Raw genomic sequence first — 13171 nt, forward strand, 5'->3', positions numbered from 1 at the left:
GACAGATATTGCTTTTTTATGTATTAGGGTCTGGCAGGCATGAAATACAAAGCGCCTAACAGCGCCGACTTATGCGGTTTTTTGAGAGTTTCTTGATTCTCAAAATTTTTTCCCGTATGGTCACTTGTTTTTGAGTGAGACTAACAAGCAAGGAGAGATTTATGCGTAATAAATTTATGGCTCTTGTCACCGTCTGTATGCTTCTGCTCGTATGCGCCGCGGGTGCATCAGCTGAGACGCTGACTATTGGTCTGAAAGGTGAACCTACCTCTCTTGATCCCCATTTCCATAACGTGAATGCAAACAACGAACAGGCTATTTATGTTTTTGACAAGCTCATCCGTCAGGATTCACGTCAGAACCTCATGCCGGGACTCGCTGTTTCCTGGATTCCTGTAAGCGATAATGTTTGGGAATTTGAACTCCGTAAAGGTGTTACATTCCATGACGGCTCCCCATTTACCGCTGAAGACGTAAAGTTCACTATCGAACGTATTCCAACTGTACCTAACAGCCCGTCTTCTTTCACCGGTATGGTCAGCGCTATCAAAAAAATTGAAATTGTTGACCCGCACACCATCCGTTTCCACACAGAGGGCCCTGCACCGCTCTTGCCACGTAACATGGCGACTTTTAACGTAGTATCTAAAAAATACGGCAAAGGTGCAAGCACTGCTGACTTCAACTCCGGAAAAGCTGCTATCGGTACCGGCCCATACAAGCTGGTGGAATGGAAGCGTGGTGATCACATTACCTACAAGCGCAACGATAACTACTGGGGTGTGAAACAGCCTTGGGAAACTATTATTGCCAAGCCTATTACAAATGACGGCACCCGTGTAGCTGCTCTTAAGTCCGGCGATGTTGACATTATCAACTTCGTACCGCCTGCAGACGTGGCTCACCTGTCCAAGGATTCTAAGCTTACGCTTTCCAAGTCTCCTTCCACACGTCTTATCTACCTGCACCTTGATTCTGACCGTAATGACACCCCTATGGTGACTGACAACAACGGTAAAAAAATCAAAAACCCAATGAAAGACGTACGCGTACGTAAAGCAATTTCTAAAGCAATCAACCGTAAAGCAATTGCTGCCCGCATCATGGACGGCCTTGCTGTTCCTGCAGCACAGATGCTTCCTGAAGGTTACGAAGGCACCAGTAAAACACTGAAGCCTGAAGCATACGACCCTAAAGGCGCCAAGGCTCTGCTTGCTGAAGCAGGCTACCCTGATGGATTCAAAATTACTATCCACGGCCCGAACGACCGTTACGTAAACGACGGCGACATTGCACAGGCTGTTGCACAGATGCTCACAAAAGTTGGCATTAAAACAGAAGTAAACACCATGCCTAAGAGCGTTTACTTCGGCAAAGCTTCTGCTCTGGAATTCAGCCTCATGCTCGTTGGCTGGGCAACTGACACCGGTGAACACTCCAACTGTCTCGGTGCTCTGCTCCACACTTACGACAAAGATAAAGGTTTCGGCTCTGCAAACCGCGGTCGTTACTCCAACCCGAAAGTAGACAAGCTGCTCGAACAGGCTCTTGTTACTGTTGACCCTGCCAGACACAATGCTCTGCTTGTTGAAGCAGTTGAGACTGGTATGAACGACATCGGTATCGTGCCTATCCACTATCAGGTAAACGTGTGGGCAATGAAAAAAGGTCTCGACTACAATGGTCGTACCGACGGCTACACCCTTCCGCGCGAAGTAAGTGAAACCAAATAACATAACCAGAACATAATGCTGCGGTTCTGCTGCCGCATACAAACGACATCCGTGCCCCTGACCGGACAACGCCTCCGATTCAGGATAATGCAGACAAAACAGTGTTCAGCCTTTTCGTCTGGATACCCAAGAATGCACTGCGCGGCATGCCATGTTTAATGACTACACCTGAAGGGGCGTGAACATCACGCCCCTTCAGCCTGTTTTTTACCCCTTTTGGCTTTTTTGGAGCGTCATCCTTTATGCTCGCTTTCCTCATACGTCGCATTTCGCAGAGCGCTGTCGTTCTGCTTGTCATGTCCCTGCTGGTATTCGTGGGAGTATTCTACATCGGTAACCCTATCGATATCTTAATCGCACCGGATGCAACTCCGGCAGAATACGCCCGTGCAGTTCACGAGCTGGGACTGGATAAACCACTGTGGGAACAGTACACCATCTTTTTAAAAGGTGCGCTGCACGGTGATTTCGGCAACTCTTTTGTGTACAACGAACCAGCTCTCAAGGTTATTCTTGATCGCCTTCCTGCCACACTGGAACTCGCCTTTACTGCTATGTTTATTGCTGTAATTTTCGGTATTCCACTCGGTATGGTTGCCGGTATGAAAGCAAACAACTGGATTGGTCGAAACATTATGCGTTTCTCCATTCTCGGTTTCAGTCTCCCTACATTCTGGGTGGGGCTTATGCTTATCATCATATTCTCAGTACAGCTTAACTGGCTGCCCTCGGGGGGGCGCGGCGAAACAGTCATGCTTCTCGGCATACCTGTCAGCTTCCTTACCTTAAGTGGCCTTGCGCATCTTATTTTGCCGGCTACAAACCTCGCCCTGTTCAAAACGTCTCTTGCAATCCGCCTTACCCGCGCCGGTGTGCAGGAAAACATGCAGATGGACTATGTTAAGTTTGCCCGCGCAAAAGGCTTGTCCGAAACACGGGTTATCGGTCTGCACGTTATGAAAAACATTATGATCCCTGTTATCACGGTTCTCGGAATGGAGTTCGGTAGCCTTATCGCTTTTGCAGTAGTTACCGAAACCATCTTTGCATGGCCGGGAATGGGTAAACTGGTCATCGATTCCATCGGCGTACTTGATCGCCCGATTATTGTTGCCTACCTGCTCATTACCGTAACAATGTTCATCATCATCAATCTGGTTGTGGACATTCTCTACTCCATTCTTGACCCTCGCGTCCGCCTCGGTCAGGAACGATAACCGCAAGGACTCTGATATGTCAGAACATACTACTGAAGCTGTCGTTCAGGCTCCGGCGGTTCAAGATGAATCCCTGATCCTCGAGGCAGTAAAAGAATTTTTTGAAAACCGCGTCGCTGCAGTCGGCCTTGTCATTTTTATTATAATGATCGGCGTTGCGCTGTTTGCGCCGTACATTACCCCACAGAACCCATATGACCTTATGTCCATTGATATTATGGACGGAAAACTTGCACCAGGCTCCAAATCATTTGATGGTTCCGTCACATACTGGCTCGGCACAGACAGTCAGGGACGCGATATGTTCAGCTCCATTCTATACGGACTGCGTATTTCTCTGGGGGTCGGCGTGGTTTCCACCATTATTGCGCTGGTTATTGGTGCAGTTATCGGCTTGTGGGCTGCGTTTGTCGGTGGCAAGACTGACTCTGTCATCATGCGTATTGTAGATCTTCAGCTCAGCTTTCCGGCTATTCTTGTGGCGCTTATTCTGCTGGCTATTCTTGGTAAGGGTGTGGATAAAATTATCCTCGCGCTTATCCTTGTCCAGTGGGCGTACTATGCCCGTGCTATCCGCTCCAACGTTATTGTCGAGCGAAGTAAAGAGTATGTGGAGGCTGCAAAATGTCTTGCACTTCCGCAACGCAGAATCATGTTCTCACACGTTCTGCCCAACTGTACTCCTGAGCTTATTGTAATCTCTACAGTTAAAGTGGCGAGTGCCATCGCGCTTGAAGCGACCCTTTCATTCCTCGGTCTCGGCATGCCTATCACCGAGCCGTCATTAGGTTTGCTTATTTCCAACGGTTTTAAATACCTGCAAAGCGGATACTACTGGATCAGCTTTTATCCGGGCGTTGCCCTGCTTATCCTTATTGTAAGCATCAACCTTGTTGGTGACAGATTACGCGATGTATTGAATCCGAGGTTAAAACGATGAGCACTCCACTTCTTGAAATTTCTAATCTTAAAACGCACTTTTTCACCCGCGCTGGTGTAGCAAAAGCTGTTAACGGCATCTCGCTTACCATCAACAAAGGTGAGGTCGTAGGTATTGTTGGTGAGTCCGGCAGCGGTAAATCTGTAACCGGATTTTCCATTATGGGGCTTGTTGACGAACCGGGTCGCGTTGTGGGCGGTTCCATCAAGTTCAAAGGACGTGAGCTCCTGACTCAAAGCGTGGAGGAATGGCGTAATTTCCGTGGAAACGAAGTTGCCATGATCTTTCAGGATCCAATGATGACCCTGAATCCGGTTCTGCGAATTGATACCCAGATGATTGAAGCAGTACGTACCCACGAAAAAGTAAGCAAAGCAGAAGCACGTAAACGTGCGGTCGAAGCTTTGGCAATGGTGGGTATTCCTTCTCCTGAAGAACGTGTTAAAGCGTATCCGCACCAGTTCTCCGGTGGTATGCGCCAGCGTGTTGCCATTGCAACCGGTCTGCTTAACCGTCCTGACCTGATTATCGCTGATGAGCCCACAACGGCTCTCGACGTAACTATTCAGAGTCAGATCCTGTCTGAAATGCAGACCCTTTGCCGCAAAACTGGCATGTCTCTCATGTGGGTAACACATGACCTGACTGTTATTGCTGGCCTTGCGAACAGAGTGGCTGTTATGTACGCAGGCAAGATTATCGAAGAAGGTGCTGTGGAAGATGTGCTTGATAAGCCACTTCATCCGTACACCGAAGGTCTTGTCGGGTCTGTGCCGAGCAAGAACCACAGAGGCGAACCACTCTACCAGATTCCGGGCATGACACCTTCTCTTATCAATCTTCCTGAAGGCTGTTCGTTCCGTATGCGTTGTCCAAAGGCTACAGAAAAATGTCACTGTGAACCGCCTGTTACAGAGACAGCCAACGGACGCCGTGTCTGCTGCTTCCACCCGAACTTGTAGGAAACAATTATGAGCGATACCAATAAACCTTATCTTCGATGCGAAGGTCTGAGCCGCGCTTTCGTCAAAAAGCTCGATTTAGCAGGCCGTATTGCCCGTTCCCTTGGTTCCAACTTACGTGAGGAACGGGTACAGGCAGTTGATTCCGTAGACCTTTCTGTCATGCCGGGCGAAGTGCTTGGTCTTGTGGGCGAATCCGGTTGTGGTAAATCAACATTGGGCCGCATGCTCTGCGGTATTCTGCCACGGAGTGAAGGAAAGATTTACTACAAAGGGCAGGACATAGACAGCCTTTCTGCGCAAGAAATCAAGAACTACAATATTAATGTTCAGATGATCTTTCAGGACCCTTTCGCGTCCTTGAACCCGCGTAAACGTGTCCGGAATATTATTGGAGAAGCTCCGCTTTTCCATAAGCTGACAACATCTTCTGAGCTGGATGACTATCTTGCCAAAGTAATGCTGCGCTGCGGACTTGACCCGTCATACACACATCGCTACCCGCATCAGTTCTCAGGCGGTCAGCGACAGCGTATCGGCATTGCCCGTGCTATGGCTGTACAGCCTGAATGCCTTGTCTGTGATGAATCTGTTGCAGCGCTGGATGTTTCCATTCAGGCACAGATTCTGAACTTGTTTATGGAACTGCGTAATGAGCTGAACCTGACGTGTCTGTTCATCAGCCACGACCTTGGAGTTGTGGAGCATATCTCTGACAGAATCGCAGTGATGTACCTTGGACGTGTTGTTGAAGTTGCTCCTGTTGAGGATATCTTCAACTCTCCGTTCCACCCGTACACCAAAGCACTGCTTGATGAAGTTCCAAGACTTGATCGCCGCGGCGTCGACTTTACTCCGCTTGCAGGTGAAATCCCTTCCCCGCTTGATCCGCCATCCGGTTGCCACTTCCACCCTCGATGTCCGCACGTAATGGATATCTGTAAAAAAGAAGCACCCGTTGATATGGAAATTGCCCCTGGTCGCAGGGCATGTTGCCATCTGGCTACTATGCGATAATATTTTATAATTCCTTTCAGACTATAATAAGCGTTAAACGGCTCTGTAATAACAGAGCCGTTTTTTTTTGCATAACGTATCTTTTTCATACGAAAGGAAATGATCACATGAAGTGACACTGCAATACTATTTACACGTCCTCCAACCACACAAAACAAATAGTTTACTTTATGTGCACCATACTTTTTTTACATTTTTTACAATTACTACTGTCTTCTTATAATGATCACCCCCATTAAAACAATAGCGCACGGCTTATCACTCACCATTTTTCTTTACGAAATTTATGCAGTTATAACAGTATGTAAAGTTGTAAAACATGCTTCATGCCCCTTAAGACATAATATTGTCCACCGAAGAGAATTGAGAGAACACTTTAGTAAATGAGAGAACATACTCACTACGCAATACGTTGTATTTATTTGTCATACGTAATTCTACAATCTGCCTTACTCTCGTAATGAATACTTTCTAGCCTCATTTGACGGAGGAGCTATGCAATTCAAATCACTCAAGACTAAACTTCTGTTTATTATTTCAGGAAGTTCTACTGTATTCATCGGAGCTTTACTCGCTGTCACGATCAACTTTACACGTACTGCAACTATTGAAGCTGCCAGAGTCATTACACAGGATGCAGCAGAGAAGCAGGCATTACTTGTTAAGCAGGAATTTGACGACGGCTTTGCAGTGGCGCGTACACTGGCAAATACAGTTGAAGGATTACTTGCGTACAACAATTCACCTGACCGTGAGCGTTTTTCCAGCATCATGCAGCAGGTCGCTATCAAACAAAGCAAATTGTACGGCGTATGGATGGCGACCGAGCCTCAGCTTTTCGATGGAAGAGATGCACAATTTGCAAATGACGGAAAGTTCAGCGCTGCTGACGGGCGATTCATTCCCTACTGGAGTAAGTCAGATGGTGCACTGGCATTAGCCCCTTGCACTGACCTTAACGGTGAATGGTATACCTACAGCAGGGACACCAAAGAAGAAGCCGCCACCGTCGTTACAGAATACACAAGTACTGGGGGTTCCAAATACAGTGTATCCAGCCTTTCCATACCTGTTCTTGTAAACGGCAAGGCAATAGGTGTTGTTGGTGTGGATTTATCTGCGGATTTCCTCAAAAACATTGTGAACAACATCAAGGCATTCAACGGGAACTGCAAAATGAGCCTCATCGCGTCTGACGGCACCATCCAAGCGGCAACTCAAGCCCCGGAACTGCTTGGAACACCGTACGCAGATCTGATTCAAGACGGCAGCGCGTTACTGCAAAATGCAATGCGCGGCAGCGTTACCATCAGCGAAACTGATACAGACTTACGGGTGCTGGTTCCTGTTACTCTGGGTAATGCCCATAAGAACTGGGTTGTTTCCTTATCTGTCCCTATGGACATTGTCCTTGCCAAAGCAGACCAGATTACCAATACACTGCTCATCACAGGTGTCGCCGGCCTCCTCATTGCACTGGCAGCTATTATGTATCTTGTCCGGATAATCTCCAACCCGATCATTGAAACCTCTTCAGTCATTACTAAAATTGCTGAAGGCGATTTATCTGTTCGCTGCCACCCGCACGGGCAAGATGAAATTGCAGACATGCAGCATGCTGTAAACAGCATGGCTGAAACTCTTGGGAAAAATATAGAAGAAATTGAACATAATCTGGAAGAAGTGCAACTTCGTTCAGAAGAGGCTGAACAAGCAACGGCAAAAGCCGAACAAGCGCAGCAGGAAGCAACAGAGGCGCACCGGAATGGTCAGCTTGCAGCAGCAGGCCAGCTTGAAGTCCTTGTGCAGAACCTGACCACTGTTTCTTCAGAGCTAACAACACAAATTCAAACCACGTCTGAAGGCGTTGCTCAGCAAGATACGCGAAACAGTGAAACAGCCACGGCTATGGAAGAAATGAACAGTACCATTCTGGAAGTCTCGCGCAACGCTTCTGAAGCTGCCACAAGTGTGGAAGCAGTCTCCCATGAGGCACAATCCGGTCTGGTTGTTGTTGAAAAATCTGTTTCCACAATCCAGAACGTCCATTCCCTCAGCGAACATCTGAAAAAAGAAATGGGACAGCTGGGTGAACAGGTTGAATCTATCAGCGATATTCTTAATGTCATCAGTGACATTGCAGACCAGACGAACCTGTTGGCACTGAACGCTGCCATTGAAGCTGCACGGGCAGGTGATGCCGGACGAGGATTTGCTGTTGTTGCTGATGAAGTACGTAAGCTTGCGGAAAACACCATGGAAGCAACCAGCCGTGTTGGAACTGCTATCCAAACCATTCAGTCCGGTACACAGCAGAACATTGATGCCATGTCCAACACTGCTGTCGCTGTTGAAGAGGCAACTCAGCTTGTTACAGAATCCGGTGAAGCTTTTGACCGTATTGTATCCAAAGTTACCCCTGCAACAGATCAGGTTCGGGCGATCGCCACTGCTGCGGAACAGCAATCAGCAGCAAGCGAAGAAATTACTCAGGCAATAGATGAAATAAGTCACATCTCCACAGTCACTGCTGACAAAATGCAGCAGGCAGAAACCTCGGTCTGCACACTGGGGGATGTATCTGACTCACTTAAAAATATGATGCACAATCTGCAACAAGGATAGCGCATACATAGCAAAGCCCCTGCCAACTTCATCCTCCGGCAGGGGCTTTGCCTATCAGCATATTGTAACGTCCAATACGTTGGATAATTATGAGCTCTGATCAATCTGTTGCTGAGCAAGGTTCCCGATAGTCTTCAGCCCCGCCTGCATCTCCTCGTTCCAAAAACCTACACAGGAAAGACGAACAAAGTTTGTAAAACTCTCGCTCGTAGAAAAGATAGCACCGGGCGCAATACTAATATTATGCTTTTTCGCATCAAAAAACAGCTTTGTCCCATCAACCTTTTTAGGCAGCTCCACCCATAACACTCCACCGCCTTTCGGCTGTGTCGCTCTTGTTCCCTCAGGGAAATATTCCGGCAGGAACTGCTGCATGACTGCTCTCTGGTTTTGAATAGCAGTGCGCAACTTTCGTAAATGCCTGTCATACATACCCTCTTCCAGATACGTTCCAACAGCAAGCTGCAAAGGAGTTGTGCAGGAAACATTTGTTGTCGCCTTAATTTCCAGCGCCTTATCCAGTTTCTTTCCCGGAAGCATATATCCAACCCTGAAACCGGCTGAAATAGTTTTGGAGAATGATGAACAGTGAATAACATTCCCTGTTGTATCGTACGATTTAAGCGGACGCGGTCGCGCCTCCATATCACAGTACAAATCACCTGAAACATCATCTTCAATCAGTGGAATGTTGTGACTGTCACATAATTCTACAATAGCCTGCTTGGCCTCATCTGGAATTACCGCCCCGTCAGGGTTATTAAAATTGGGTGCCAGAATACACGCAGCAATATTAAAACTGGAAAAGGCTCTGTCCAAATCCCGCGGAGAAACGCCGTGCGTAGGGCTGGATGCCACTTCAATAGCTCTCAGCCCAAGGTTTTCAAGCAACTGTAAAAAGCAAAAATACGTTGGGGACTGAATAACAACACTGTCCCCCGGACGGGTTGTAGAACGAAGAGCAAGATACAGTGCTTCCATTGCACCAAAGGTTACAAGGACATCGTTACCGGTAACTCGGCACCCGTGTTCCTGCATACGCCAGCCAATCTGTTTACGTAGCAGCGAATTGCCCTGAATGGACTCATACCCCATCACATCCTGTCCGTATGTTCTGAGGACTGAATTCATAATCCGAGCCATTGCCTTATGCGGAAGCAAAGAGCTGTCTGCACAAATACAGCCGAACGGAAGCATGTCCTTTTCACCCACAATCCCGAGTACTGTCTGGATAAGCTGTATCCTGCTCAGCTTACCCATCTGAACATCATGTTCCGGTGACTCAGGGATAGGTAGCGGAGCAGTCTTTTGACGAACGTAATATCCAGAACGCGGGCGAGCTTCGATTATCCCTTTTTTCTCCAGTTCCATATAGGCATGCGTGACTGTTGCCAGAGATACGTGCATTTTCTGGCTTATCTCACGGAGCGAAGGAAGCTTCTCACCTACCGCAAATCTGCCCGAGTCAATCATATCACGCAAATAATGTTCAAGATTCTGGTACTTAAAATCTTTGGATACTGCCTGCATAGCTCACCTGTCTGTTTTTCAGCAATCTGTACTTATCGTTTTTTGTAAAATCTGCATCTGTCATGTTGTCAGATTTTGTGTTTCTATTCAAGCAGATCGAAGCACACAAAAGGAAGAAAATATGCAAAGCGAAGCAATTGAAAACACAGCCACTTCTATCGTGAGCACAACCAGTACCTTGCGCGCCGATATAGCGGACGGCATCAAACAATCCATTCCCATCATTATCGGATTTATTCCTGTCGGCTTTGCATTCGGCGTCCTGGCTACTAAGAATGGGGTTCCCGGCTATCTAACAGTTCTCATGTCTATTCTTGTATTAGCAGGATCATCACAGTTTATTGCTGTCAGTCTGTTTGCAGCCGCCATGTCGCCTATCACAATCATCATCACAACGTTTATTGTAAATCTGCGGCACTTCCTTATGTCAGCTGCCATAGCTCCGCATCTTTCAAAAATGAGTTTAACACGCAAGCTGTTATTCAGTTTTCAGCTCATTGATGAAAGCTTCGCCATTCATATGGCTAACATTGACCGGAATCACTTCGGAGAAGTGCAGGCAATCACGCTGAACTGCATCGCGCATTTCTGCTGGTCATTCGGCACGCTACTCGGAGTCTATGGCTCACACCTGATAACGGACATCAAACCTCTTGGATTTGATTACGCACTTCCGTCCATGTTCGTTCTCCTGCTCATCTGGCAGATGAAATCAAACATGCATGCCATTGTTGCGTTTCTATCTGCCATAACAGCTGTCTTGCTCTACCTTGCCGGTGTTGAACAGTTGTGTGTAATCCTTGCTGCTATTATCGGCGCAACAACAGGAGTAGTGTTATGCAGTATTCGCACGAAATAATTTTTCTCACTATCGTAGGCATGATGGCTGTAACATATATCCCTCGTCTGTTGCCAATTGCCTTACTTTCAAACAAACAATTTCCTGAAGTTGTGACCCGTTGGCTCAGCTTTGTACCGGCAGCAATTCTCAGTGCCTTGCTGGCCCCTTCTCTCTTCATTCAGGACGGTTCACTTTCATTTTCTTTTGACAATAAATACCTGTGGTCTTCCATCCCAGTCTTTATTGTTGCCATGCGCACAAAAAGCTTTTTTGGAACAATCCTCACAGGAATGATCGTTATTGCCGGATGGCGCTATGTTCTGTCTATGTAAGTAGCCTCAACATTTTGTTATTTGTCACCCATCCGTCAAATTGCAGTGCATGAACACCTCGGATTCACCCAATCCGTCCCTTTCGTTAACCAGATAGTCATGCGGACTCTCGCCATGTTTATGCATGCAATCTTGTAAGCCTTGCCAACAGATATGTTGGCAAGGCTTACTTGTTTTTTACGAGCAGAAACCAGAATCCGACTCAAAAAATCTTCATTTTTTCTTAAGAACCTATAGATTATATCTACGGAAAAACACTGTTCAGTTCTAACGCAGGGTTGACTTTACAAATCAGCCTTCGTAAAAATCCATGACCATGACTAACGGTCATTTTGTGAATTTTGATTCACAGCATGATCAAGCGAGAAAATTACACCTTGAAGTACAAAACAACACGACATGAAAAAGCGGAAAAAGCAGCCCGCGACCGAATCCAGAAAAGTGGCATTCATATCCTTAAAACAATTGGATTAAAATGTTTCACCATGGCTAAGGTTGCAGAGCATGCTGAAATTGCAAAAGGCTCTTTGTACAGGCATTTTTCCAGTAAAGAAGAGTTATTGCTCTCCATTTTAGACTGCTATTATGAGCCGCTGAATCAAATAATTTTTGATATTTACAAAAAGGATATCGAACCGCTTGAGAAAATCCGGCAATACCTCATTGCCTCGTTCAAGCACTGTGAATATGCTCCCGAGTTATTTTGTGAACTTCACGGCGCTTTCGGTCAGCTTACAGAGATTGATCTCAAAACCAGACGATCAACGTACTGGGACGTAATAAGAGTCATCATCAAAACTCTTGAAGACGGCATACAAAGCAAGCAATTTCGACCGCTCAATGCTGAACTGACGGCTTATTACCTTACAGACGCGACTGAAGGCTCTATAGTGCGACGCATCCTGACCCGATGCACACACTCGCCAGAAGAAGAAATACGAGAAATATTTGCTTTAGTTGAAAACGGAATCAGTAAATAACCTTACTGTTTCAAACGAACGCGGCCTGACCTCTGCCTTCGTATAATATGGATACTGCGTGTAATTTGACCAGTACACCAGCTTCCATTTGACAGATGATACACACTTTATTCTATTTTTACTTAGCTGGACTTACACATGAACAACAGCTCTCTCAGACCAATACGCCTCCTTGTTGTAGACAACCACGAAATTTTTCGAATAGGACTGCGTGAAAGCCTTTCCAAGCATGCTGACATGTCCATTGTTGGTGAAGCATCCAATGGAAACGATGCCCTTGCTCAGGCAAAATTACTCACTCCAGACGTTATCCTTATGAATATCAGCATGCCTGTCATGGACGGCGTGCAGACAAGTCAGGAGCTCAAAAAGCTTAACCTGTCCAGCAGGATCATTATCCTGACCAATAACACATCTGGAGACATTGTTTTCTCAGCCATCAAGTCCGGTGCCATGGGCTACCTTCTTAAAGACATTGCGGCTGAAGAACTCGCCCAGTACATTCGCAAGGTAAATCAGGGAGAACCTGCGTTTACACCATCTATTGCTCTTGAAGCACTTTCCATTATTGCTACTCCGGGTGAGCCTAAGCATGTTGAATCTCATCCGCTCACTCCAAGAGAAGTAGAAATTCTGCAGCTTGTTGCTGAAGGGAAAGGAAACAAGACAATTGCTACAGAGCTTACTGTGAGCGAAGCTACTGTAAGCACACATATGAACAACATTCTTACCAAGCTTCATCTGTCAAACAGAGTGCAGGCAACTCTGTACGCTCTGCGTAAGGGACTTTCCACACTTACCTAACCGTGGCAACAGACTGCTTCTTCACCCTGACAGCTACAACGGATCAAACCAGCTGGTTATCTAGCTCCTCGATCCCTTTTATCATACTATACAGTACGGTGGCCTATCTCACCGATCACCAAAAAGCCCTGCTACAGAATTTGTAGCAGGGCTTTTTGGCGTGTTCCAATGCCTCCTGATGATGACTCAA

The 13171-nt window shown here is 46.7% G+C and carries 11 protein-coding genes; 10 read left to right on the forward strand and 1 reads right to left on the reverse strand.

Annotated features, from left to right (window positions below):
- The first annotated feature begins 161 nt into the window (after nt 1-161).
- The 6 genes from SP90_RS04420 to SP90_RS04445 all read left to right on the forward strand — a co-directional run bounded on the left by SP90_RS04420 (nt 162) and on the right by SP90_RS04445 (nt 8494).
- Complete coding sequence (locus SP90_RS04420) at nt 162-1733, forward strand: ABC transporter substrate-binding protein (protein WP_066853013.1); 1572 nt, start codon at nt 162-164, stop codon at nt 1731-1733.
- Nucleotides 1734-1975: 242 nt separating this feature from the next.
- On the forward strand, nt 1976-2950 hold the full coding sequence (locus SP90_RS04425; RefSeq protein ID WP_066853015.1) for an ABC transporter permease: 975 nt from the start codon (nt 1976-1978) through the stop codon (nt 2948-2950).
- A gap of 16 nt (nt 2951-2966) precedes the next feature.
- Entirely contained in the window at nt 2967-3890 is a 924-nt protein-coding gene (locus SP90_RS04430) for an ABC transporter permease (protein WP_082936293.1), read from the forward strand.
- On the forward strand, nt 3887-4852 hold the full coding sequence (locus SP90_RS04435) for an ABC transporter ATP-binding protein (protein WP_066853017.1): 966 nt from the start codon (nt 3887-3889) through the stop codon (nt 4850-4852). The genes SP90_RS04430 and SP90_RS04435 overlap by 4 nt, the downstream gene beginning before the upstream one ends.
- Before the next feature lie 9 nt (nt 4853-4861).
- A complete protein-coding gene (locus SP90_RS04440) occupies nt 4862-5869 on the forward strand; it encodes an ABC transporter ATP-binding protein (protein WP_066853019.1) in 1008 nt (335 codons plus the stop codon).
- Between the two features lie 495 nt (nt 5870-6364).
- Nucleotides 6365-8494 (forward strand): methyl-accepting chemotaxis protein, encoded by a 2130-nt coding sequence (locus tag SP90_RS04445; RefSeq protein WP_066853021.1) that lies wholly within the window; start codon nt 6365-6367, stop codon nt 8492-8494.
- A gap of 87 nt (nt 8495-8581) precedes the next feature.
- Here SP90_RS04445 and SP90_RS04450 read toward each other — a convergent pair whose 3' ends face one another.
- Nucleotides 8582-10024, reverse strand: a complete 1443-nt coding sequence (locus SP90_RS04450; RefSeq protein ID WP_066853023.1) for an aminotransferase-like domain-containing protein — start codon at nt 10022-10024, stop codon at nt 8582-8584.
- Nucleotides 10025-10145: 121 nt separating this feature from the next.
- Here SP90_RS04450 and SP90_RS04455 point away from each other — a divergent pair, with 121 nt between their 5' ends.
- The 4 genes from SP90_RS04455 to SP90_RS04470 all read left to right on the forward strand — a co-directional run bounded on the left by SP90_RS04455 (nt 10146) and on the right by SP90_RS04470 (nt 12981).
- Entirely contained in the window at nt 10146-10883 is a 738-nt protein-coding gene (locus tag SP90_RS04455; RefSeq protein ID WP_066853024.1) for an AzlC family ABC transporter permease, read from the forward strand.
- Nucleotides 10862-11197 carry an AzlD domain-containing protein gene (locus SP90_RS04460; protein WP_066853025.1) on the forward strand — a complete coding sequence of 112 codons (336 nt, stop codon included), beginning with the start codon at nt 10862-10864 and terminating at the stop codon, nt 11195-11197. Before SP90_RS04455 ends, SP90_RS04460 begins: the two co-directional genes overlap by 22 nt.
- 353 nt (nt 11198-11550) lie before the next feature.
- The gene (locus SP90_RS04465; RefSeq protein ID WP_066853027.1) at nt 11551-12177 is read left to right on the forward strand and encodes a TetR/AcrR family transcriptional regulator; all 627 of its coding nucleotides are present in this window, start codon (nt 11551-11553) and stop codon (nt 12175-12177) included.
- A gap of 138 nt (nt 12178-12315) precedes the next feature.
- Nucleotides 12316-12981 (forward strand): response regulator, encoded by a 666-nt coding sequence (locus tag SP90_RS04470; RefSeq protein WP_066853029.1) that lies wholly within the window; start codon nt 12316-12318, stop codon nt 12979-12981.
- Nucleotides 12982-13171 lie beyond the last annotated feature (190 nt).

It is taken from the genome of Halodesulfovibrio spirochaetisodalis (assembly GCF_001672295.1).
In the GTDB taxonomy this organism is placed as follows: Bacteria; Desulfobacterota; Desulfovibrionia; order Desulfovibrionales; family Desulfovibrionaceae; genus Halodesulfovibrio; species Halodesulfovibrio spirochaetisodalis.

Excerpts from the sequence above, each read along its gene's own strand:
- SP90_RS04430 (WP_082936293.1), top strand. The coding sequence starts at position 2,967 with ATGTCAGAACATACTACTGAAGCTGTCGTTCAGGCTCCGGCGGTTCAA.
- SP90_RS04455 (WP_066853024.1), top strand. The coding sequence starts at position 10,146 with ATGCAAAGCGAAGCAATTGAAAACACAGCCACTTCTATCGTGAGCACA.
- SP90_RS04470 (WP_066853029.1), top strand. The coding sequence starts at position 12,316 with ATGAACAACAGCTCTCTCAGACCAATACGCCTCCTTGTTGTAGACAAC.
- SP90_RS04420 (WP_066853013.1), top strand. The coding sequence starts at position 162 with ATGCGTAATAAATTTATGGCTCTTGTCACCGTCTGTATGCTTCTGCTC.
- SP90_RS04445 (WP_066853021.1), top strand. The coding sequence starts at position 6,365 with ATGCAATTCAAATCACTCAAGACTAAACTTCTGTTTATTATTTCAGGA.
- SP90_RS04425 (WP_066853015.1), top strand. The coding sequence starts at position 1,976 with ATGCTCGCTTTCCTCATACGTCGCATTTCGCAGAGCGCTGTCGTTCTG.
- SP90_RS04440 (WP_066853019.1), top strand. The coding sequence starts at position 4,862 with ATGAGCGATACCAATAAACCTTATCTTCGATGCGAAGGTCTGAGCCGC.
- SP90_RS04465 (WP_066853027.1), top strand. The coding sequence starts at position 11,551 with ATGATCAAGCGAGAAAATTACACCTTGAAGTACAAAACAACACGACAT.
- SP90_RS04450 (WP_066853023.1), bottom strand. The coding sequence starts at position 10,024 with ATGCAGGCAGTATCCAAAGATTTTAAGTACCAGAATCTTGAACATTAT.
- SP90_RS04435 (WP_066853017.1), top strand. The coding sequence starts at position 3,887 with ATGAGCACTCCACTTCTTGAAATTTCTAATCTTAAAACGCACTTTTTC.
- SP90_RS04460 (WP_066853025.1), top strand. The coding sequence starts at position 10,862 with ATGCAGTATTCGCACGAAATAATTTTTCTCACTATCGTAGGCATGATG.